Annotated in this window: 28 protein-coding genes; 25 read left to right on the top strand and 3 right to left on the bottom strand. The window is 40.0% G+C overall.

Features of this window, described 5'->3' with window-relative positions; all coding sequences use genetic code 11:
- Nucleotides 1–56 precede the first annotated feature (56 nt).
- From HMPREF2619_RS06580 to groL, 24 genes are all read left to right on the top strand, one after another.
- Nucleotides 57–548, top strand: a complete 492-nt coding sequence (locus HMPREF2619_RS06580; protein ID WP_001067002.1) for a hypothetical protein — start codon at nt 57–59, stop codon at nt 546–548.
- A 20-nt stretch (nt 549–568) separates the two neighbouring features.
- Nucleotides 569–1,126 (top strand): hypothetical protein, encoded by a 558-nt coding sequence (locus HMPREF2619_RS10830; protein ID WP_083279611.1) that lies wholly within the window; start codon nt 569–571, stop codon nt 1,124–1,126.
- A 10-nt stretch (nt 1,127–1,136) separates the two neighbouring features.
- Nucleotides 1,137–2,246, top strand: a complete 1,110-nt coding sequence (locus tag HMPREF2619_RS06570) for an SPFH domain-containing protein (protein ID WP_070460200.1) — start codon at nt 1,137–1,139, stop codon at nt 2,244–2,246.
- A gap of 199 nt (nt 2,247–2,445) precedes the next feature.
- Nucleotides 2,446–3,225: a hypothetical protein gene (locus tag HMPREF2619_RS06565; RefSeq protein ID WP_070460198.1), complete on the top strand. Its 780-nt coding sequence runs from the start codon at nt 2,446–2,448 to the stop codon at nt 3,223–3,225.
- A gap of 1 nt (nt 3,226) precedes the next feature.
- On the top strand, nt 3,227–3,409 hold the full coding sequence (locus HMPREF2619_RS06560; protein ID WP_049504271.1) for a hypothetical protein: 183 nt from the start codon (nt 3,227–3,229) through the stop codon (nt 3,407–3,409).
- 321 nt (nt 3,410–3,730) lie between these two features.
- Nucleotides 3,731–3,964 (top strand): DUF1858 domain-containing protein, encoded by a 234-nt coding sequence (locus HMPREF2619_RS06555; protein ID WP_000368731.1) that lies wholly within the window; start codon nt 3,731–3,733, stop codon nt 3,962–3,964.
- Nucleotides 3,964–5,244, top strand: a complete 1,281-nt coding sequence (locus tag HMPREF2619_RS06550) for a DUF438 domain-containing protein (protein ID WP_070460196.1) — start codon at nt 3,964–3,966, stop codon at nt 5,242–5,244. The genes HMPREF2619_RS06555 and HMPREF2619_RS06550 overlap by 1 nt, the downstream gene beginning before the upstream one ends.
- A 63-nt stretch (nt 5,245–5,307) precedes the next feature.
- Nucleotides 5,308–5,562 (top strand): DUF1912 family protein, encoded by a 255-nt coding sequence (locus HMPREF2619_RS06545; protein WP_070460194.1) that lies wholly within the window; start codon nt 5,308–5,310, stop codon nt 5,560–5,562.
- Between the two features lie 76 nt (nt 5,563–5,638).
- Nucleotides 5,639–5,929, top strand: coding sequence for a DUF4651 domain-containing protein (locus tag HMPREF2619_RS06540; protein WP_070460192.1), 291 nt, complete (start codon nt 5,639–5,641; stop codon nt 5,927–5,929).
- Nucleotides 5,926–6,243, top strand: a complete 318-nt coding sequence (locus HMPREF2619_RS06535; protein ID WP_070460190.1) for a thioredoxin family protein — start codon at nt 5,926–5,928, stop codon at nt 6,241–6,243. The genes HMPREF2619_RS06540 and HMPREF2619_RS06535 overlap by 4 nt, the downstream gene beginning before the upstream one ends.
- A 13-nt stretch (nt 6,244–6,256) precedes the next feature.
- Nucleotides 6,257–6,883, top strand: a complete 627-nt coding sequence (ytpR, locus tag HMPREF2619_RS06530; protein ID WP_070460188.1) for a YtpR family tRNA-binding protein — start codon at nt 6,257–6,259, stop codon at nt 6,881–6,883.
- A 29-nt stretch (nt 6,884–6,912) separates the two neighbouring features.
- A complete protein-coding gene (locus HMPREF2619_RS06525; protein ID WP_070460186.1) occupies nt 6,913–7,674 on the top strand; it encodes an SDR family NAD(P)-dependent oxidoreductase in 762 nt (253 codons plus the stop codon).
- Between the two features lie 76 nt (nt 7,675–7,750).
- Complete coding sequence (locus tag HMPREF2619_RS06520; protein WP_000282453.1) at nt 7,751–8,146, top strand: single-stranded DNA-binding protein; 396 nt, start codon at nt 7,751–7,753, stop codon at nt 8,144–8,146.
- Nucleotides 8,147–8,334: 188 nt separating this feature from the next.
- Nucleotides 8,335–9,318 (top strand): substrate-binding domain-containing protein, encoded by a 984-nt coding sequence (locus tag HMPREF2619_RS06515; RefSeq protein ID WP_070460184.1) that lies wholly within the window; start codon nt 8,335–8,337, stop codon nt 9,316–9,318.
- Nucleotides 9,318–10,634, top strand: a complete 1,317-nt coding sequence (locus HMPREF2619_RS06510; protein WP_070460182.1) for a sensor histidine kinase — start codon at nt 9,318–9,320, stop codon at nt 10,632–10,634. Before HMPREF2619_RS06515 ends, HMPREF2619_RS06510 begins: the two co-directional genes overlap by 1 nt.
- Nucleotides 10,635–10,640: 6 nt before the next feature.
- Nucleotides 10,641–11,324, top strand: a complete 684-nt coding sequence (locus HMPREF2619_RS06505) for a response regulator transcription factor (RefSeq protein WP_070460279.1) — start codon at nt 10,641–10,643, stop codon at nt 11,322–11,324.
- On the top strand, nt 11,321–12,619 hold the full coding sequence (locus tag HMPREF2619_RS06500; protein WP_070460180.1) for an ABC transporter substrate-binding protein: 1,299 nt from the start codon (nt 11,321–11,323) through the stop codon (nt 12,617–12,619). Before HMPREF2619_RS06505 ends, HMPREF2619_RS06500 begins: the two co-directional genes overlap by 4 nt.
- 140 nt (nt 12,620–12,759) lie before the next feature.
- A complete protein-coding gene (locus HMPREF2619_RS06495) occupies nt 12,760–13,197 on the top strand; it encodes a PTS sugar transporter subunit IIA (protein ID WP_000876218.1) in 438 nt (145 codons plus the stop codon).
- A gap of 14 nt (nt 13,198–13,211) precedes the next feature.
- A complete protein-coding gene (locus HMPREF2619_RS06490) occupies nt 13,212–13,706 on the top strand; it encodes a PTS sugar transporter subunit IIB (RefSeq protein WP_070460178.1) in 495 nt (164 codons plus the stop codon).
- A 56-nt stretch (nt 13,707–13,762) separates the two neighbouring features.
- Entirely contained in the window at nt 13,763–14,605 is an 843-nt protein-coding gene (locus HMPREF2619_RS06485) for a PTS mannose/fructose/sorbose/N-acetylgalactosamine transporter subunit IIC (protein WP_006151610.1), read from the top strand.
- Nucleotides 14,589–15,443: a PTS system mannose/fructose/sorbose family transporter subunit IID gene (locus HMPREF2619_RS06480; protein ID WP_033586897.1), complete on the top strand. Its 855-nt coding sequence runs from the start codon at nt 14,589–14,591 to the stop codon at nt 15,441–15,443. The genes HMPREF2619_RS06485 and HMPREF2619_RS06480 overlap by 17 nt, the downstream gene beginning before the upstream one ends.
- A gap of 102 nt (nt 15,444–15,545) precedes the next feature.
- Complete coding sequence (locus HMPREF2619_RS06475) at nt 15,546–15,839, top strand: PTS fructose transporter subunit IA (protein ID WP_070460176.1); 294 nt, start codon at nt 15,546–15,548, stop codon at nt 15,837–15,839.
- 135 nt (nt 15,840–15,974) lie between these two features.
- Nucleotides 15,975–16,259, top strand: a complete 285-nt coding sequence (gene groES, locus HMPREF2619_RS06470) for a co-chaperone GroES (RefSeq protein WP_049527054.1) — start codon at nt 15,975–15,977, stop codon at nt 16,257–16,259.
- A 15-nt stretch (nt 16,260–16,274) separates the two neighbouring features.
- A complete protein-coding gene (groL, locus tag HMPREF2619_RS06465; protein ID WP_070460174.1) occupies nt 16,275–17,894 on the top strand; it encodes a chaperonin GroEL in 1,620 nt (539 codons plus the stop codon).
- A gap of 98 nt (nt 17,895–17,992) precedes the next feature.
- Here the strand turns inward: groL and serS are convergent, their stop codons facing one another.
- The 3 genes from serS to HMPREF2619_RS06450 all read right to left on the bottom strand — a co-directional run bounded on the left by serS (nt 17,993) and on the right by HMPREF2619_RS06450 (nt 21,219).
- Complete coding sequence (serS, locus tag HMPREF2619_RS06460; RefSeq protein WP_000884217.1) at nt 17,993–19,267, bottom strand: serine--tRNA ligase; 1,275 nt, start codon at nt 19,265–19,267, stop codon at nt 17,993–17,995.
- Between the two features lie 213 nt (nt 19,268–19,480).
- Nucleotides 19,481–19,852 carry a DUF956 family protein gene (locus tag HMPREF2619_RS06455; RefSeq protein WP_070460172.1) on the bottom strand — a complete coding sequence of 124 codons (372 nt, stop codon included), beginning with the start codon at nt 19,850–19,852 and terminating at the stop codon, nt 19,481–19,483.
- A 2-nt stretch (nt 19,853–19,854) separates the two neighbouring features.
- Nucleotides 19,855–21,219, bottom strand: coding sequence for an aspartate kinase (locus HMPREF2619_RS06450; protein WP_070460170.1), 1,365 nt, complete (start codon nt 21,217–21,219; stop codon nt 19,855–19,857).
- Between the two features lie 159 nt (nt 21,220–21,378).
- On the opposite strand from HMPREF2619_RS06450, the gene HMPREF2619_RS06445 reads away from it, so the two are divergent.
- A complete protein-coding gene (locus HMPREF2619_RS06445) occupies nt 21,379–21,939 on the top strand; it encodes a hypothetical protein (RefSeq protein ID WP_070460168.1) in 561 nt (186 codons plus the stop codon).
- The last annotated feature ends 32 nt before the right edge of the window (nt 21,940–21,971 follow it).

The raw sequence follows: 21,971 nt of genomic DNA, 5'->3' as shown, positions 1-21,971 counted from the left end.
TTTTTTTTTTAGGAAATATGATATGATAATTTCATAAATAAAAGGAGATTCTATTAATGAATAATGTAAAAAAAGTTTGTCGTTTAGCTTTACTATGTCTGTCCGTTTCTACTCTAGTTGCTTGTAGTTCTCTGTCTGAAAAAACAAGTAATTCATCTAGTGATAGTAAAACGGAAAGTTCTGGGAAAAAAGGATTTTTAGATAAAGCAAAAGATAAATTAGGTTCTAGTGACTTTAATCCACAAGATGTCAGTGATGAGACAATTGAATCTATCAAAACTTATGAAGATTATTTGACTATGTATGAGAAAATTGTTAATAATTACTATACCGAAGCAGATGAAGCCTTTAAGGGAACTGTTTTAGAAGATAGTGCTTCTATCCAAGAATTAAAAGATAGTACTAAAAAAGAAATGGAAGAACAGAAAAAACAATATGGTCCATTGAAGAAAGCACCTATTCAAGGAAAAGAGGAAATAATTAAGTTTTTAAAGGAATATCGTGATTCTCTACACGAACAAGTAGAACAATGGAAAGCTAGTCTTTAAAAATAAGAATGGAGTTCGGGATGGACTATCAATTGTTACCTCATGAATACATGGTTATGAATAGTGATCATGTGAGTTTTGGGAAAAATGGTTTGTCTACAGATGAATTAATTTTAACAAATCTACACTTGATACATATCAAAAAAGGTATTTTTGGAGGAAAAAAAGATCAAACTATTATACCAATTAACCAAATTAAGGTTTTTGAGGGGAAACCACAAGTTTCAGTTACAAAATCCAATGGTATGAAACGATTAGAAATCTATTATAATGGTGGACAAGTTATCTTCTCATTCTCTAATACTAAGGATACTGAAAAGTGGGCAACGAATATTATTAAATTAATCTCTGGTGATACAAGCAACTTTGCAACCTTGGGTGATAATAGCTTATTTGGTGTAGAAATTTTAGCAGAGACTCTAAAAGATACGTTTGACACTTTCAAAGCAGGGCTTGGTATTAAGGATTCAGAACCAGAGAAACTATCTACTAAATGCAGTTTTTGTGGAGCTCCTCTATCTGGAACCGTAAAACAAACTGTCAAATGTAGTTTTTGTGATATGGAACAGACCTTGTAGGAGATGAAATATGGGAATAATTAAAGCATTTACAGATTCAATTAGTGGTACTTTTGCAGATCAATGGAAGGAAATTATTACAGTTCAGGCTTTTGATGAACATACAGCTGTAAGTCCGGGTGTTCTTCAAGTCAGTAATAATGGTAGAGGGGTTAATAGTCAGGGGTCTATAGGTGTCATTTCAAATGGGTCTAAGATATTTATTCCTGAAAATACTGCTGCTTTTATTTTTAGTCAGTCTGGAATAGAAGAAATTATCACTGAACCAGGTGGATATGAATATCAAAATGGGGTGAGTAGTGTTTTTAATGGTGATGGGCTAAAAAAATCACTGTTTGATAATGTTGTTAATCGTGTTGGATTTGGCGGACAAAGTGATCAGCAAAAACAGATTTGTTTTGTCAATTTGAGAGAAATTCGCGATATTAGGTTTGGTACTCGTGGTCCGGTTATGTATAACGACTTGTTTTATGGTACAGACTTAGAAGTACGTGCTTTTGGAACTTTTTCTATTCAAATTACAGACGCTATCAAGTTTGTAAAAAATTTCCTTCCTGCAAATGTAACCTACTATAGCTTTGATAGTGCTCAAGCAAGGGCTCAGATAGTCACGGAATTTCTTCAATCCTTTACCGTTGCCCTTAATTCGTTATCAACAACTTATCGTATCTCACAACTACCATCACAAGCATCAGTACTTGCAAAACAAGTATCGAATGATGAACAGTATGCTGGTACTTGGAAAGATCGTTTTGGATTTGAAATTATAAAAGTTGCGATTGCTAATATAGAATTCTCACCAGAATCTAAGGAATTAGTTAAGAACTTTTCATCAAATAAGATGAATTTAAAGGCCTTTGATGATGTATCGCAGAAAGCTTCTAATATTGCTGCACAACAAAAAGTCGCATCAGGGATCGAACAACATGGGCTAGGAGATGGTGCGGGGATGATTTTTGGTATGAATATGGCACAACAGTTAGATGAAAAAGCAACTAAACCAAGTTTATCTTTTGATGAGCAAATCGAAGCTCTTACTAAACTCAAATCACTTTTAGATGCAGATATATTATCTCAGGAAGAGTTTGATCGAAAGAAAAAAGAAATTATGGACTTATAAGATTGACGAGATGCTACGCAATCTGGATAAACATTAAGCAGAAAGAGGGGCAACCCTCTTTTTTGTGGCTATAAGTCGGTCATTGTCTAGTCAGATTATATAAATAGAAATTCAGAAAATAAAATAAATCTTGAAAATATCATTTATTCCATAAATATGATAAGATAAAGCTTGATATGAATGAAAAATGGAGATAGAGATGGCTAAAGAAGATGTGGCGATGCAAGTGTTGCAACAGGTAGTAAAACTTCCTGTTGTCAAAGTGAACCGGTCAAAATTTTTAATGGACAAATTCTCTAAGGAAGTGGCTTCAAAGGATATTCCTAGATTATTGGAAGAAGGGCCGACAGCTTTATTACCTCAGGAAACCTTAGATCGAGTAGCTAATGCATGTATTAGAGATAATGTATTGCTAGCAAGTGGGACATCTGTTTTGGCTGGATTACCTGGAGGTATTGCCATGGCCGTTACAATTCCGACAGATGTAGCCCAGTTTTACGCATTTTCACTGAAACTAGCTCAGGAGCTAGGATATATTTACGGCTATGATGATCTCTGGGCTTCGCGAAATGAGCTGAGCGAAGAAGCTAAAAATACCCTCTTGCTCTATCTGGGAGTGATGTTGGGAGTAAATGGTGCGGGCGCTCTACTTCGTTCTGGTGGTGTTACAGTTGCTAAGCAAGTGATGAAAATCGTGAATAAAAAGGCTTTAACAAAGACTCTTTGGTATCCAATTTTGGAAAAAGTTCTGAAAATCTTTGGAGTGAATCTGACCAAGGGAGGATTGGCTAAGGGGATGGGGAAAGTTATTCCTATCTTAGGTGGAGTCCTATCAGGTGGCTTAACCTTTGCGACCATGAAACCCATGGGAGAAAGATTGCAAAAAGAATTGTCCAAATTGATTAACTACGATGAAGCACAATATCAAAGAGATGTTGCCACTATCCGAAAAGAAGTGGAAATCATAGAAGGAGATTGACATGGGGATCATAACAGTACTGGCTAAAACCTACGGTAATTATCTTCTAACAAGGCAAGCTTTAAAAGTTGCAGAAACCATAAAAAAAGATGAAAACACAGTCGTTAGTTTGGGAAAATTATTTCTCGTAGATAAGCTTATGGATACAGCTACTTGGTTGATGAAGCCGGAGGATAAAGAATGAAATCTTTTTGGAGGTTCTTTACTCTTCTTTTTATAACACCAATTGTTGGTTTGATAAAAATTCTCTGGTTTCTAATCTCTTTCGCCTTCCAATTACTGTTCTATAAGATTCTTTTCAAGATCATAGATTGGTTTTTCAAACTTCTCTGATGATCATGGTAAGGATAAGACTTTGAGGTTTTACTAGGAAAAGTCTATATAATTGGAAATAATGAAATTATACGAAATAAACTAGCAAGTCTTCTACTGCTAGTTTTTTAATCTTTGCCCTTGTGGTATAATAAAAAAGAAAAAACTGTTAGAGAATATGATGGAGGTTATGATGGACAATATCATTGATGTATCTATTCCTGTTGCGGAAGTTGTGGACAAGCATCCAGAAGTTTTAGATATCCTAGTAGAACTCGGTTTTAAACCTCTTGCAAATCCTTTGATGCGAAATACAGTCGGACGAAAAGTATCGCTCAAACAGGGGTCTAAACTGGAGGGAACTCCTATGGATAAGATTGTGCGCACACTTGAAGCAAATGGTTACGAAGTGATTGGAATAGACTAATGGCAGATGAACGTATTCATATCCTACGGGATATTTTATTAGAATTGCATAATGGAGCCTCCCCTGAATCCGTTCAGGAACGCTTTGATGCAACCTTTACAGGTGTATCAGCTATCGAGATTTCTCTCATGGAGCACGAGTTGATGAACTCTGACTCAGGTGTGACATTTGAAGACGTCATGGAGCTCTGTGATGTGCATGCTAATCTCTTTAAGAATGCTGTTAAGGGTGTCGAAGTTGAAGATACCGAGCATCCAGGTCATCCTGTACGTGTTTTTAAGGATGAAAATCTAGCCCTCCGTGCTGCCTTGATTCGTGTTCGAAGATTGTTAGACACATATGAGTCTATGGAAGACGAGGAAATGCTTGCAGAGATGCGTAAGGGGTTGGTTCGTCAGATGGGGCTTGTAGGTCAGTTCGACCGTCACTACCAGCGTAAGGAAGAACTCTTCTTTCCTATCATGGAGCGTTATGGACATGATTCGCCTCCAAAAGTCATGTGGGGAGTCGATGACCAGATTAGGGAACTCTTTCAAACAGCTTTAGCGGCAACTAAGTCGCTCCCAGAAGTGCCAATTTCCGCCGTAAAGGAAGCTTTTGAAGCTTTTGCGACTGAATTTGAGAGTATGATTTTCAAGGAAGAGTCCATCCTCCTCATGATTCTGCTCGAATCCTTCACCCAGGATGACTGGATTCAGATTGCAGAGGAAAGTGATGCTTATGGCTATGCCATTATCCGTCCGTCTGAGAAATGGGTTCCTGAACGTCAAAGTTTTGTTGAGGAAAAAAGTGTAGAAGAACCAACTCAGCCAGAAACTGTAGATGGACAGGTTCAACAAGTGATTGATACGCCAGAAGGTCAGTTTACTATCACCTTCACACCTAAGGAAAAGGAAGCGGTAGTAGATCGCCATAGTCAACAGGCTTTTGGTAATGGCTATCTCTCAGTCGAGCAGGCTAATCTTATTCTCAACCATCTGCCAATGGAAATTACCTTTGTTAATAAGGATGATATTTTCCAGTATTACAATGACAATACGCCAGCAGATGAGATGATTTTCAAGCGGACACCTTCTCAAGTCGGGCGCAATGTTGAGCTTTGTCACCCGCCCAAGTACCTTGATAAGGTAAAGACCATTATGAAAGGTCTTCGTGACGGGGTCAAGGACAAGTATGAGATGTGGTTCAAGTCCGAGTCACGAGGTAAGTTTGTCCATATCACCTATGCTGCAGTACACGATGAAAATGGAGAATTTCAAGGTGTATTGGAGTATGTTTAGGATATCCAGCCTTACCGTGAGATTGATACAGACTATTTCCGTTGATTAGAATAAGGAGAAAAAATGAGTTACGAACAAGAATTTATGAAAGAATTTGAAGCCTGGGTTAATACCCAAATCATGATTAATGATATGGCGCTCAAGGAAAGCCAAAAGGTCTATGAAGAAGATCAAGATGATCGTGCTAAAGATGCCATGATTCGCTATGAAAGTCGCTTGGATGCCTACCAGTTCTTGCTAGGCAAGTTTGAAAATTTCAAGACAGGCAAGGGGTTCCATGAATTGCCAGAAGGTTTATTTGGAGAGAGAAACTACTAAGTTTTCAATAATGGTAAAGGGGAGGGGAACTCTCTTTTTCATTGTTCCTTGAGCCTTTTTGTGTTACAATGTTAGCATGAAAACGAAAAATATTATTAAAACAGGTTTAGTCGTGGCAGGGCTTGGAGCACTTGCCTTTGGTGCTAAGAAAGTCGCTGATGATCACAAACTCATGAAGACACAGGAAGAGTTAACTGCTATTGTGCGTGACTATTTCTCAGAAATGGGTGAGATTGGGACTCTCTATGTCCAAGTGTACGAAAGTAGTCTAGAACGTCTTGTTGGTGGTGTCATTTTTGAAGATGGTCATCACTATACCTTTGTCTATGAAGATGAAGATCTCATCTACGAGGAGGAAGCCATATGATTTCTCCTAAGAGTATAGAAGAATTAGCAAATCTAGTAGAACAGGATGGCAAGAAGGTCTTCCTTTTTGTTGCGGATTGGTGTGGCGATTGTCGCTATATCTATCCAGCTCTACCAGAGATTGAAGAGACCAATCCAGAGTTTACCTTTATACGAGTAGACCGAGATGAGTACATGGAACTTGCAAAACTATGGGATGTATATGGGATTCCAAGTCTTGTTGTCTTAGATAAGGACAAGGAGATTGGACGCTTTGTTAATCGTGACCGTAAAACCAAGGCACAAATAAACGACTTTTTAGCAGAATTAAAATAGGAGAAAAGAAAGAATGATTTTTACATATAACAAAGAACATGTCGGTGATGTCCTTATGGTCATCGTGAAAAACAGTGGCGATGCCAAACTAGATGTTGAGCGTAAAGGCAATGTGGCACGTGTTTTCCTAAAGGAAACTGGTGAAACTGTTGCTTGGAATATTTTTGAAGTTTCTCATTTATTTGAGATTGAGAAGCGAGGCCAAGTATTCTTAACAGATGACCAAGTAGCTCGTTTGAACCAAGAATTGCAAGCTCAAGATTTTACCGAAAAGATTATCAATGACAAGGAACCGAAATTTGTCGTTGGTGAAATCGTAGAAATGGTGGCACATCCAGATAGTGATCATCTCAATATCTGCCAAGTGGCAGTTGCGAGTGATAAGACAGTGCAAATCGTTGCAGGAGCTCCTAATGCGCGTGTCGGTTTAAAAACCATTGTAGCTCTTCCAGGAGCTATGATGCCAAAAGGGAATCTCATTTTCCCAGGGGAACTTCGTGGTGAAAAGAGCTTTGGGATGATGTGCAGTCCTCGTGAACTTGCCTTACCAAATGCTCCACAAAAGCGTGGTGTCATTGAATTGTCAGAAGACCAAGTTGTCGGAACACCATTTGACCCAGCAAAACACTGGATAGCTTAAATTTGTTAAGTTAGATAGGAGAAAGTAAGATGGCAAAAAATGTTGTGATCACAGGTGCAACATCAGGTATTGGTGAAGCTATTGCGCGTGCCTATCTAGAAAAAGGTGAAAGTATCGTTCTTATAGGGCGTCGAACAGAAAGACTCGAATCTCTTAAAACTGAGTTTGCAGAAGCCTTTCCAAATCAAAAAGTTTGGACCTTTCCCCTTGATGTGACCGATATGACAATGGTTAAAACTGTTTGTTCAGAAATTCTTGAAGCAGTAGGTTCAATTGATATTTTAGTTAATAATGCTGGGCTGGCTCTTGGTTTAGCACCCTATCAGGACTATGAAGAGTTGGATATGCTGACCATGCTGGATACCAATGTCAAGGGCCTGATGGCTGTTACTCGTTGTCTCTTGCCTTCTATGGTGACTGCAAATCAAGGCCATATCATTAATATGGGTTCAACCGCAGGTATTTACGCTTACGCTGGTGCAGCAGTCTATTCAGCAACCAAGGCTGCAGTCAAAACCTTTTCAGATGGACTACGGATTGATACCATCGCAACGGATATCAAGGTGACAACCATTCAGCCAGGAATCGTAGAGACTGACTTTTCTAAGGTCCGTTTCCATGGAGATGAGGAACGGGCGGCGACGGTCTATCAGGGACTCGAAGCCTTGCAGGCACAAGACATCGCAGATGCTGTAGTTTATGTGACCAGTCAGCCACGTCGTGTGCAAATTACAGATATGACCATCATGGCCAATCAACAAGCAACTGGATTTATGATTCATAGAGAATAACATTATTTTTAAAAAAGTTACAAATTTTGTAACTTTTTTCTTTTACCTTCGAATAGATAAGTAGGAGGATGAAAAAATGTATAATAAAGTTATTATGATCGGACGTTTGACGTCTACACCAGAGTTGCACAAAACCAACAATGATAAGTCTGTTGCACGAGCAACTATCGCAGTGAATCGCCGTTATAAAGATCAAAATGGGGAACGTGAAGCAGACTTCATCAATATTGTGGTCTGGGGAAAATTGGCTGAAACCTTGGCTAGTTATGGAAGCAAGGGTAGTCTCATTTCTGTGGATGGGGAACTTCGTACCCGTAAGTTTGAGAAGAATGGCCAGACCAACTATGTAACAGAAGTTCTCTGTACAGGTTTCCAACTCTTAGAAAGCCGTGCCCAACGTGCTATGCGTGAAAATAATGCAGGACAAGACTTAGCAGATTTGGTCTTGGAAGAAGAGGAACTTCCATTTTAATATCAATCAAATAGAAGAGCTGGTTCGCCTATAGACCAGCTTTTTCTATTGTTTTTGTGCTATTGTTCGGAAATTAATTCTTAAATAGGTCAAATAAATGCACTTGTACAATAAAATCAAGCACTTTTTTTGAAAAAGTAGTAGAATAAAGTAATATATATTCAAAATTTTCAGAAAAGGAATGAAATTTGACGAAAAATAAAGAGAAAATAGAATTGTTGAAATGGCTGATAAAGCGTCTATTACTGCTGATTCCAGTGGTCTGTGTTCTCTTATGGGTTTTCGGCCGTTGTCAAACAAGTGGCATCAAGGATCAGACTAAAATTGGTGTCACCTATATGACCATGAACAATGGGTTCTATAAAAGTATTCATTCGGAAATTAGTCGAATTGCCGATGAAAGAGGAGCTCTTGTTTATGTCCGAGATCCAGAATTGGACGAAGAAAGACAGAGCCAACAGATTGATGATTTTTGTGCTCAAAAAGTTGATATGATAGTGATCAATCCGATCAAGGGGGATAGCCAGTCAATTTTAACTGCTCTTGAAAAAGCTAGAAAACAAGGAATTAAAATCATTGCGGTCGATACCCAACTGAAGAATTTTAAGCCAGATGCAAGTATTGTATCCGATAACTACCAAGCGGGAGTATTGATTGCTAAAGAGTTGATGAAACGTTCTTCTAGTGCTCGGGTCCTCCTTTTGGAACATAAGGGGACTGTTTCAGCAGATACGCGGATTCAGGGCTTTAAAGACACTATTGAGGGGCACAGTTCTTATCAGATTGTATCGGAACTGGAAACCAAGGGGCAAACGGAAATCGCCATGCCGGCTGTCCAGAATTTTTTACAATCAGGGGTTGAAATTGATACCTTGGTTGCCTTAAATGATCGCTCAGCTATAGGAGCTCTGGCTGCAATTAAGGAGCAAGGAATAACTTACCCCATTGCGATTTATGGAATCGATGGTTCACCAGATATGAAATCTTTGTTGCACTCGACGGATGATGTTGTGGGAACCGTTGCTCAGTCTCCTTTGAAAATGGGAGACCGCGTGATGGAGGTCATTCAAGATATTGCTGAAGGGAAGAGCTATACCAAAGAGGTGAGCATTCCAGTTGAAATGATGACAAAGGAAAACATTGATCAGTTTGATGTGAATGGGTGGCAGTAATGAGAAAGTTTAGAGGTGTTCGATACAGTTTGGCCATTCTTATGGTCGTCAATTTTATCGCTGTTATGCTAAACAGTATCATCTATCTTCAAGCAACCAACTATATCATAGCTCAACGCCAAGCCTCTCTATTATTAGAGCGTCTAGAGCGTATTCCCTTTGCTCCATCTACGACTTTTTGGTTGTCTGCAGTTTTGTTTGCTGGAATTGCTTTGATATCGATGAGTCGATATCGGCCTCAAACGAGTCGATGGTCTATTTTTGATAAGAGGAATATTCTGGAGATTCTCCTGATGCTGCTTCTGATGTGGGTTCAAAATGTAGCTTATAACGGGCTCATTCTCTTGGTTTTTGCGGATATCTTCTATGGTTCCAAAGAGTTGAATACCAAGAGAGATCGGAAGTATTGGTTTGCCTTTATCCTAGTGAGCTTCTTGATGCTCCTTGTGACAAATTCAGATGTCTTTTCGCTTTTCTTCCCGATTCCGTCCTTAGATGTCTATATTCATTTTTATCCTGAATCTATCCGCATTCTGGCCTTTTTCTTAAAGAATTCCCTTTATGCCTCGAATATGGTACTCTTCATTATTTCACTTTTGTTTTATATTATGAACGTCCTTGCGGAAAACCACGAAGTAGAGGAAGAATTGGCTATGGTGTCCAAGGTTAATACGGAGTTGAACAATTATATGGCCTTGTCTGAGAAGATTGCAGAGGATCGGGAGCGTAAGCGGATTGCTCGTGAGATTCATGATACTCTGGGGCACGCACTAACAGGCATCTCAGCAGGTTTAGATGCTGTTGGGGTCTTGATCGATATCGATCCAAATCGGGCAAAAGAGCAGGTGAAAAACGTATCAGAAGTGGTCCGTGAAGGAATCCAAGATGTGAGAGGTTCTCTTAATCGTCTTCGTCCGGGAGCCCTTGAGGGACGAACTCTCAAAGATGCTTTAGAAAAGACCATCCGCGAGTATCAAATTCTTTCCAACTTACAAGTTGATCTAAACTATGAATGGGTAGATGTCGATATGGATGTCATGATTGAAGATACGATCTTTCGTGTGATTCAAGAGTCTATGACCAATGCGGTTCGCCACGGTCACGCCAGCCAACTAAAACTCCATTTTTTTGAGGATAAAGAGAATTATTTGATCGCTTTGCAAGATAATGGAGTTGGGTTTAAAACCTTAACTTATGGTTATGGACTCAAACAGATGATGGAGCGTATTTCCATACTAGGAGGACAGCTTCAATTTGAAAGTCGCGATGGATTTTTCACACGTGTCAGTTTACCAAAATATAAAGAAGGGAGATAAGATATGGTGATAAAAGTAATGGTGGCAGATGACCAAGCCTTGATTCGAGAATCTTTGAAAATTATTTTGTCGGCTCACTCCGACATCGAAGTGGTAGCTACAGTGGAAGATGGGAATCATGTCTTGTCCAGCATTCCACAGACGCATCCGGATCTGATTCTGATGGATATTCGGATGCCAGGCATGGATGGGGTTTTGGCTACAAAAGAAGTAAAAGGACACTATCCGGATATCAAAATTATTATTTTAACAACCTTTGACGATGATGAATTTATCTATAGTGCACTCAAGTATGGTGCTTCAGGATATCTTTTAAAGGGAGCCTCGACAGAAGAGCTCTATGAGGCTATTAAGGTGGTGCATCAGGGTGGAGCTATGATCAACCCCAATATCGCAAGCAAGGTCTTTCAGATCTTCTCTCAAATGGCCAAATCGAATTTCTCTATTGCTGTGGATGAGGACAACGTCAAGGATTTGAGCACGACAGAATGGCGAATTATTCAAGAAGTCGGTTATGGCGAGTCAAACAAAGAAATTGCTGCAAAACTCTTCTTATCAGAAGGAACTGTGCGCAATTACTTATCAACGATTTTGGCGAAATTAAACCTAAGAGATCGAACGCAATTAGCAATTTGGTCAGTTCAAACAGGAGTGACTAGACGCGATTTTTCAAAAGGAAATACGGAATGAAATTAAACCGAAAGCATCTTTGTTGGGGAATCGTTCTCCTTTTTGTGCTCTCTGTGAGTACTGGTTTTTATTGGTGGAAACAACAACCGATCGTGCTCCATATAGGCGTTTATGCAGGATCTAGTTGGGATGTACCGACCAGTCAACGCTCCCATGCTTTGGATCTTGCGATTCAAAAATTTGAAAAGTCCCATCCTAATGTCCGTGTGGAATATGAAAATGGGATTCCACAGTCGGATTATTCAGACTGGCTCTCAGAAAAGATTGTTTCAGGAAAGACGCCGGATGTGTTTATGGTTTCTGAGCAAGATCTGTCCTTATTGGCGGCACGTGGCGTTCTAGAAAAGTTAAATGGCTATATGAATCAAGAAGACCAAGCTGCTTTTTATCCTGTTGCATTTGAATCAGGCGTCTATCAGGGGCAATCCTATGCCTTACCTTATGAAAGTAATCCTATTTTGATGTGTGTCAATAAAGATTTGCTAGACAAAGAAGGCATTGAGGTTCCCAAGGAAGGTTGGAGCTTGGAAGAGTTCTATACAATTTGTAAAAAACTAACCAAAGATACCAATGGAGATGGTCAATTGGATCAGTTTGGGAGTACAGAATATACATGGAAAGAAGCTTTGGCAGCAAATGGGGGTAGTCTTTTTCAAGGAGGGATGCTTAAACTTACGGCTCCAGAAGTCAAAGAGTCTTTGACTTTTTTACAAAAATTGGAAGAGTTGAATAAGAACTATAAGGTGAGTTCCAAAGATTTTGACCAGGGGAAAGTCGCTTTTTATCCCATGACTTTGGCTCAATATAGAACCTATAAACCTTATCCTTACCATGTTTCAAAATATTCAAACTTCACCTGGACCTGTATTCCTATGCCTGCTAAGTCAAAAACTACCAAGGCGACTTTGGTTACGACGACTTCTTTTGCCATGTCTGCTCGGACTCCTCATTCCAAGTTAGCTTGGAAATTGATGCAATTGTTGACAGAAGATCCAGAAATTCAACAACTCCTCTTTGCTCAATCTCAAGGGATTTCCGTTATGCCACAGGTGGTCCAAAGTCAATCTAGTAAAGATCTTCTACAGGTAGATGATTTTGGCACGGATTCCTTGACCAATCAGACCTTGAATCGTATCATGGAACAAGCTGTTGAAAGTAGTCCCAAGAATGTCTCTAAAGAAATGTTGGAAAAGCTGGACTACTTGATTGGCAATGCTTTGCGCGATCAAGATGTCGAGAATCGCTTGCCTCAAATTCAGAGGGAAATTGAAAGTAGTCTTCAGGTAGGAGTTTAAAGAAAAATAAGATGACATTGTGTCAAGTGACAGATGTCATTTTTTTGTTGCTAAATGTCATGTTTATCATGTGACATTTGACAATATAAAAGCGCTTCCAAATATTCTACAATAGAGTCAAATAAAGGAGGTGTAGCAAAATGAAATATCTCATTTTAGTCAGTCATGGTGGATTGGCAGAAGGACTAAAAACATCGCTAGCTATGTTTGCTGGTGACAAGATAAATCAGGTCATTGCAGTTGGACTTAAAGAAGGAAAATCGGTCGATGACTTTGCAGTTGACTTTAGAGAGAGCATTTCAGAATTGACAGCAGATGATTCTGTGCTGGTCTTGGCAGATATTGTAGGTGGTAGTCCATTAACCACGGCAGCCACTGTCCTAGAAGAAGCTGGAAAGCTAGATGGAGCTTTGATCCTTGGTGGGATGAACCTGACCATGGCCTTGACAGCAGTTGTGATGAAGGATGTGTTGGATGGAGACGATTTGTCAGCAACTATCTTATCAGAAGCACAATCTGCACTACAACCTTTTGAAGTTTCAGCCACTAGTGCTGAAGAAGATGATGACGATATTTAATAGGGAGGTACCTTATGGTAGTAACATTTGTACGGATTGATGACCGCATGATTCACGGTCAAACAGTCACACGCTGGGCAAAAGAAAAACCATGTGATGGTTTGATTGCCGTAAACGATGCAGCAGCATCAAACAAGGTTTTGATCCAAGCTTACAAAGGCGCATCAGACAAGAAAACCTTTGTATGGACAAAAGAAGCCTTTAAAGAAAAGTCAGCAAAAGTAACGGAATCTGACAGTCGGTACTTCTTGATTACCAAAAACCCAATCGATATGAAGGAAATTTTGGTGGATCAAGGTTTTGTCCCAGGTGATGTCAGAGAAATCATCGTTGGCCCTGCAAATGATAGACCTGGTGCAGTGAAATTGGGCAATAACCAATCCATCACCCAGGAAGAAGCAGAAGCCTTTCAGGCTATTCAAGCAGCAGGATATAAGGTGAAATTCCAATTGTTGCCGGATGTTTCAATTGGTTACTGGGATGATTTCAAATCTAAATTTGGTTTTTAAACCTAACAGTTTTATTAGTTAGGTAAATAAATTTACAAACAAAAGGAGCGTTTGTTATGACAATTTCATGGATTCAAGCAATCTTGCTTGCAGTTTTCGCCAGCTTGTCTTCAATGCCTGGTATGGGAGGTTCCAGTATCGGGAACTATACACTCGGTCGTCCCTTGATCGGTGGGTTGATCTCAGGTTTAATTCTTGGAGATGTGACAACCGGTATTATGGTCGGGGTTGCCCTTCAAGTCGTTTATATCGCCTTGGTAACACCTGGTGGAACCGTATCTGCTGATGTTCGTGCAATCTCTTATATCGGTGTTCCTCTTGCTATCTTGTTTGTGCATGCAAATCACATCACAGACGAAGCTGGAATTGCAGCAGCTGCAGCCCCAATCGGTGCAGCCGTTGGGACAATCGGTACTGTTCTTTTCTACGGTACAGCTACAATGAACTTGCTTTGGCAACACATTGGTTGGAAAGCCGTTGAAGAAGGAAACTTCAAAAAACTCTACGCAGTTGACTGGGTTTATCCTTGGATCTCTCACTTCCTCTTCTCTTTCCTTCCAACTATGATTATCACCAAATATGGTGAAAACATGGTTGATTTGATGAAACTTTACCTTCCTATGGATGGTTTCTGGATGAAAGCCCTCTTTACAGTTGGAGCCCTTCTCCCATGTGTCGGTATTGCTATCTTGTTGAAACAAATTGTTACAAAAGCAACTGACTTCATTCCATTCTTTGTTGGATTTACCTTGGCTAAATCTCTAGGATTGAACTTGGTAGCGAGTGCAGTTGTTTCATTGATCTTTGCAGTAATCTACTATGAACTTGAAGTAATCAAATCTATGAAAGCTGCTCCAGCTGGGGTTGTTTACGTAGACGATGATGAGGAGGATATTTAAAATGGCTGATAGAAAGAAAATTTCAAAGAAAACATTAGCAAAAGCATTTCATCATTGGTATTATGGTCATTTGACTTGTTTCTCTCAAGAACACATGCAAACCTTTGGGTACTTGACTTCTATGCTTCCAATCGTAGAAGAAATGTATGATACAAAAGAAGAACAAAAAGATGCTATGCAAACCTATACTGCCTTCTTCAATACTGAACCACAACTTGGCTCTCTCGTTGTAGGGATTACAGCTGGTTTGGAAGAAGCGCGCGCAAACGGAGATGCAGTGGATGGTGAAACCATAAATGGTATGCGTGCCGGTTTGATGGGTCCAATCGCTGGTATCGGTGACTCTTTGGTCGTTGGGACCTTGATTCCAGTTCTTTTGGGGATTGCCCTTGGTCTCTCTAAAGGTGGTAACATCGCTGGTGCTATCTTCTACATCGTCGTATGGAACCTCTTAGTATACTTTGGTATGCGCTTTGCCTTCTTTAAAGGGTATCAATTAGGGGATAAAGCCGTTGAATTCCTAGTAGGACCAAAAGGACAAGCACTTCGTAAAGCAATCAGCGTTGTCGGCGGTATGGTTATCGGTGCGGTAGCAGCAACTTGGGTATCTGTTACAACAGCTCTTCAATTCGAGAATTCTGAAGGAAAAGTCTTCTTAAATATCCAAGAAAAGATTGATGGTGTTTATCCAGGTCTCTTGACAGCAACTTTCATCACTATTTGCTGGTGGTTAATGTCTAAGAAAAAAGTTTCACCAAACAAAGTTATGTTGCTTCTAGTTGTTGTCGCTTTGGTCGGTGTTGCTCTAGGTATCTTTGACCCACATCTTAATTACTAAGCTCAAGAAAAGCACATATTTACTAGTAGAGAATTTTGAGAATGAAGTAGACTAACCTCCTTCTCTTACACTTCATTCTCAATTTTTGTCAGGAGGATACTCATGGTTACAAAACAAGAACTTGTTAATGGATATGAAACAGAAATTAAGTATCAACGTCACATGATTGAAAATCTTGGCCGTTGGTTTAGCTTACTCTTTATCATTGCCAGTGTAGGTATGGTCTTGATTTATCTCTTTCATAAAAGCTTCCTCCCACTCTTACTTTTCGGAATTTTACTTGCCTTGGTTGGAATATTGGGAATGGTGGTTTTTGGATATGGTATCTATCGAGGACGGATCAATCTCCAAAAAGTCGTCGATGATTTTAATCGAAAGTTAATAATTCTAAAGTGATCTTTAAGGAACATCTCATTCATTTTGAGGTGTTTTTTTCTTGACTATTTCTGACTAAGTGATACAATAGAACTATGGTTTAGCACTCGTTTGTAAAGAGTGCTAACAATATGATTATGTTATGGAGGAAAACAGATGTTGAAACCATTAGGGGACCGTGTGGTATTGAAAATTGAAGAGAAAGAACAAACAGTCGGAGGCTTTGTCCTCGCAAAATCAGCCCAAGAAGAAACGAAAACAGCTACAGTAGTGGCTACTGGACAAGGTGTTCGCACCTTGAGTGGTGAACTAGTCGCTCCAAGTGTAAAAGTTGGAGATCAAGTTTTAGTCGAAGCTCATGCAGGTATCGAGGTCAAAGATGGTGACGAAAAATATGTCATCGTGGGTGAAGCTAACATCTTAGCAATCGTTGAAGAATAATAGGAGGAAGTAAGTATGTCAAAAGAGATTAAATTTTCATCTGATGCACGTTCAGCAATGGTCCGTGGTGTTGATATCCTAGCTGATACTGTTAAAGTAACCTTGGGACCTAAAGGCCGTAACGTCGTTCTTGAAAAATCATTCGGTTCACCATTGATTACCAATGACGGTGTAACCATCGCTAAAGAAATCGAACTAGAAGACCATTTTGAAAATATGGGTGCCAAATTGGTGTCAGAAGTGGCTTCTAAAACCAATGATATTGCTGGTGACGGGACAACTACTGCAACAGTTTTGACCCAAGCTATTGTTCGTGAAGGGATCAAAAACGTTACGGCTGGCGCAAACCCAATCGGTATCCGTCGTGGGATTGAAGCAGCAGTTGCAACTGCTGTAGAAGCCTTGAAGAACAATGCCATTCCAGTATCAAGCAAGGAAGCTATTGCACAAGTCGCTGCCGTATCCTCTCGTTCTGAAAAAGTAGGTGAGTACATCTCTGAAGCCATGGAAAAAGTTGGCAAGGATGGAGTCATCACCATAGAAGAATCACGTGGGATGGAAACAGAGCTTGAAGTTGTAGAAGGAATGCAATTTGACCGTGGTTATCTATCACAGTACATGGTCACTGACAATGAAAAAATGGTTGCAGACCTTGAAAATCCATACATTTTGATTACAGATAAGAAGATTTCAAATATCCAAGAAATCTTGCCACTACTAGAAAGCATCCTTCAAAGCAGTCGTCCCCTCTTGATTATTGCTGATGACGTTGACGGTGAAGCTCTTCCAACTCTTGTTTTGAACAAGATCCGTGGAACCTTCAACGTTGTTGCTGTTAAGGCGCCTGGATTTGGTGACCGTCGTAAGGCTATGCTGGAAGATATCGCGATTTTGACAGGTGGTACAGTCATTACAGAAGATCTTGGTCTTGAGTTGAAAGATGCTACCATTGAAGCGCTTGGTCAAGCAGCTAAAGTGTCTGTTGATAAAGATAGTACAGTCATTGTAGAAGGTGCAGGTAATCCTGAAGCAATTGCTAACCGTGTTGCTGTCATCAAATCACAAATTGAAACAACAATTTCAGAATTTGACCGTGAAAAACTCCAAGAACGCTTGGCTAAATTGTCAGGTGGAGTTGCTGTTATCAAGGTCGGTGCTGCAACAGAGACAGAATTGAAAGAAATGAAACTCCGCATCGAAGACGCCCTCAATGCGACTCGCGCAGCTGTTGAAGAAGGAATCGTTGCAGGTGGTGGTACTGCCCTTGTTAATGTTATCTCTGCTGTTGCTGCCTTGGAGTTAGAAGGTGATGAAGCAACAGGACGTAACATTGTTCTTCGTGCCTTGGAAGAACCTGTACGTCAAATCGCCTACAATGCAGGTTATGAAGGTTCAATCGTAATTGATCGTTTGAAGAATGCAGAAGCTGGTACAGGCTTCAACGCTGCAACAGGTGAATGGGTCAACATGATTGAAGCAGGGATTATCGATCCTGTTAAGGTTAGCCGTTCAGCCCTTCAGAACGCAGCTTCAGTAGCAAGCTTGATTCTAACAACAGAAGCAGTCGTAGCTAACAAACCAGAACCCGCTGCACCAGCTCCAGCTATGGATCCATCTATGATGGGTGGTTACTAAGAAATAAAAACAACAGGTAGAATGAAAGATTTCTACCTGTTTCTTTTGAATCACTTAAAAAGAGGGAGCTTAGCTTCCTCTTTTTTTATCTGAAAATATTATGGTTTGATGACTTCAGCTCCACCCATGTATGGACGAAGAACTTCAGGAATAGTTACAGAACCATCTTCATTTTGATAGTTTTCAAGAATAGCAGCGACAGTACGTCCAACAGCAAGTCCAGAACCATTCAAGGTATGAAGAAGTTTAACTTTACCATCTGCTTCATCACGGTAACGGATTTGCGCACGACGTGCTTGGAAATCTTCTGTATTTGAACAGCTTGAGATTTCTCGGTAGGTATTTTGCGCTGGGATCCAAACTTCCAAGTCGTAAGTCTTGGCAGCTGAGAAGCCCATATCTCCTGTAGAAAGAGCAACTACACGGTATGGCAAGTTGAGTTTTTGAAGGATGTTTTCAGCGTTGGCGGTCATCTTTTCTAATTCTTCGTATGATTCTTCAGGTTTGGCAAATTTCACCATTTCAACCTTGTGGAATTGGTGCAAACGAATCAAGCCACGTGTATCGCGACCAGCAGAACCAGCTTCAGAACGGAAAGATGGACTCATAGCAGTAAAGTAGATTGGCAAGTCTTTTCCGTCAAGGATTTCATCACGATAGTAGTTTGTCAGAGGAACTTCAGCGGTAGGAATGAGGACGTAGTTCGTATCTTTCAATTCAAACGTATCTTCTTTGAATTTTGGATATTGTCCTGTACCAAACATTGAGTCATGGTTAACCATGTAAGGTGTGATGACTTCAGTATAACCTTCTTTTCCATGCTCATCCAACATAAAGTTGTAGATAGCACGTTCCAAACGAGCCCCAAGTCCTTTGTAGAATAGGAAGCGCGCTCCAGTTACCTTTCCACCGCGTTCCCAGTCAAGGATACCGAGGTCTTCACCAAGATCCCAGTGGGCTTTTGGTTCAAAGTCAAACTCACGAGGAGTTCCCCAACGGCGAACTTCTACGTTATCGTCTTCGTCTGCTCCAATAGGAACACTGTCAGCTGGGATGTTTGGAAGAGTAGTGGTAAATTCTGTCAATTTAGCATCAATCTCCGCCAACTCAGCATCAAGAGCTTTTACCTCGGCAGATAGGGTTTGCATGGCAGCAATCTTATCATCGGCATTTTCCTTGTTGCGCTTAGCTTGAGCAATTTCAGCAGAAACCGTGTTACGCTCTGCTTTGAGGGTTTCAACCTTAACCAAGATGTCACGACGTTTAGCATCGATTTCTTTCATCTCGTTCAAGATAGCAGCATCTACACCACGTGTAGCCAATTTTTCTGCGACAGCATCAAAGTCTGTACGAATACGTTTGATATCTAGCATATAAACTCCTTTATGAAAAAAGCACACCTGACAAAGCGTTGGAGTGGCAGGGCCACGGTTCCATCCAACTTCACAGGTGTGCACTTGATTCTGTATTTGATTTAAAACAACGGTAGAATTTCGATTAAATCTTCTATCTGCTCGCAGCATCCGCAGACTTTCTGAAAGAAGGAAGTAACCTACTTATCCGTTGCTATGATTATACTAAACTTTTTATTTTTTTGCAAATAGATTTTTAATTTTTCGACCAATGATTTGGACTAAGGTAGGAAGTTTGACTACCTTGTCATTTCCCAATTTTTCACGAGCAATCTTAAGGATTTTTCCAGAGTCTTTTGAGGCGAAGAGAAATTTTCCTTGATCTGTAAAGACTTCAAAATGCCGACTAACCTTGCGACCTGAAACATTGGCTCCAATTTGATTAACGCTGGACCATGGAATTTGAATATAGTCCTCGACATTACGGTCTGCGTAAAATTCTAAGGCATGATCTCCGACCAGAAATTTTCCAACCTTTCCTGTAATGGAGAGATAGGAGGTTCCAGTTGTTTGCAAGTCGACGACCTTGTTGAGGGATTGTGCCATATTTAGTCTTCCTTATTTTCACCGAAAAATGCTTGATAGAGAGCTTTAAGAGCGGCTTTTTCTTGGTCTTTATGGACAACAAACATGATAGAAACTTCACTAGAACCTTGTGACATCATTTGGATGTTGATGTTGTTCTCAGATAAGGCACGAGTGGCTGTAGCAGTTACCCCGATATGACGCTTCATTTTTTCCCCAACAATCATAATGATAGAGAGGTCGTGTTCGATTTCAGCGTGGTCTACTTCTGCTTTATGGACTAATTGACGAAGGATTTCTTCTTCCTTAATCGGAGTCAATTCTCGTGAACGTAAAATGATAGACAGGTCATCGATACCAGTTGGCATGTGTTCCCAACCAATATTAAGGTCCTCAAGAATCTGAAGAACTTTACGACCAAAACCGATTTCGCGGTTCATCAAATACTTAGACATATTGATGCTGACAAAGCCAGAATCCCCAGCAATTCCTACAACTGGAAATTCATCACTACTGTGTTTTAGAACGATACGAGTACCTGGATGGTCTGGATTGTTGGTATTTTTAATGACAAGAGGAATTTTCCCACGGTAGGCAGGTAGAAGTGCTTCATCGTGTAGTACAGAGAATCCTGCATAGGCCAACTCACGCATTTCACGGTAGGTCAATTCAGGGATAGAGTGTGGCTTATGGATAATACCAGGGTGAGCTGCAAAGATTCCATCTACATCAGTAAAGTTCTCATAGAGGTCAGCTTTGACACCAGCAGCAATGATAGAACCAGTAATATCTGATCCCCCACGTGAGAAGGTACAAATTTGATCTTCTTTAGTAACACCGAAGAAACCAGGGATAACAAGAACTTCAGTTGAATTTGTCAATTCCTCGATTTTATCATAACTTGATGGGATGATTCGCGCATTTCCAGGTTCGCTCGTAACGACGATACCAGCTTCTCTAGGATGAACATAACGCGCCTCCAAGCCATTTTGGTTGAAGTAGGCTGCAATCAACTTGGCATTGTTATTTTCTCCAGCTGCTAGGAAGGTATCATAGAGGAACTTATTATCTTCAATTGGAAGAGTAGCTAGAGAGCGAATGCTTTTTGAAATTTTGTCTAAAACGGCTGGTTTAAGACCTAATTCGCTAACCATAGCAGCATAGCGATCAATAATCCAGTTTTGGCTTTTGCTAATGTCATTTCCAGCTACATAGTCACGGTAGTATTTAATCAAGGCATCCGTAACCTTAGTGTCTTCAGAATTACGTTTACCAGGTGCAGATACAACCACAAAACGACGTTCTGGATCACTTTTGACAATATTTAAAACTTTTTCTAACTGACTAGCAGAGGCAAGCGAGCTTCCACCAAATTTAACAACCTTCATAAGAACTCCTAAAGTAAGTATTTTATACGATTATAGCAGAAAGAGGGGCTTTTTTCAATCTGGAAAATTACCTATATAATTGTTTGAAAGTCTCATCAGGAAAGCTTATAATAAAGGTGTAGGAGGAAAGACTCTTCTAATGAAAGGAGTTGGGGGAAGATGATTAAAAGAGTAGTTTGTTTAATCTTACTAGTCCTTACCTTCGTGATGATTCCTACAAATATCGGAGCAAGTTCTCAACCTCTTCCCAGTGGTCGTTTGACCGGAGAAGAATTAGCGATAGAATATGCTCAGGAAGGTCAGATTTCAGTTGAGAGGGCTAAAATTATCTTATCTATCAGCTTGTCAGATAGTAAGGCAAGGACCTATCGAATTCTCTCTGAAAAGATTATCGTCAATCCTGACTATGAAGCTAGAGTCAAGTTTTATTGTCGAACAGATGAAAGTGGACAATTTAGAGGAATCACGAAGCTCTTAGCTACAAGTCTGGTCACCAAGGACGGGGATAAGGAAGCTCCTTTTACAGGAAATCTTTTTGCCTACCTTGAAGATCCAAATCGTGTTTTTTACATGATTTCAGGAGAATTCTACTATAAAGGCTCCAACAAAGAACAGCTTTATCAGAGAGAAGGAGGACGAATGCTTGAAGTGATTTATGATTTCATGGATGATACAAGTACTGGTTTTCCTGTATTTTTAGAGACCAAACTAAGATTTTAAAATCGGCCGAGACACTTTCGGTCGATTTTTCT

Origin of the sequence: Streptococcus sp. HMSC074B11 (assembly GCF_001808705.1) — a bacterium.
GTDB lineage: Bacteria > Bacillota > Bacilli > Lactobacillales > Streptococcaceae > Streptococcus.
Note: the sequence above shows the minus strand (reverse complement) of the source record. Positions and strands in the feature narration are given on the sequence as shown.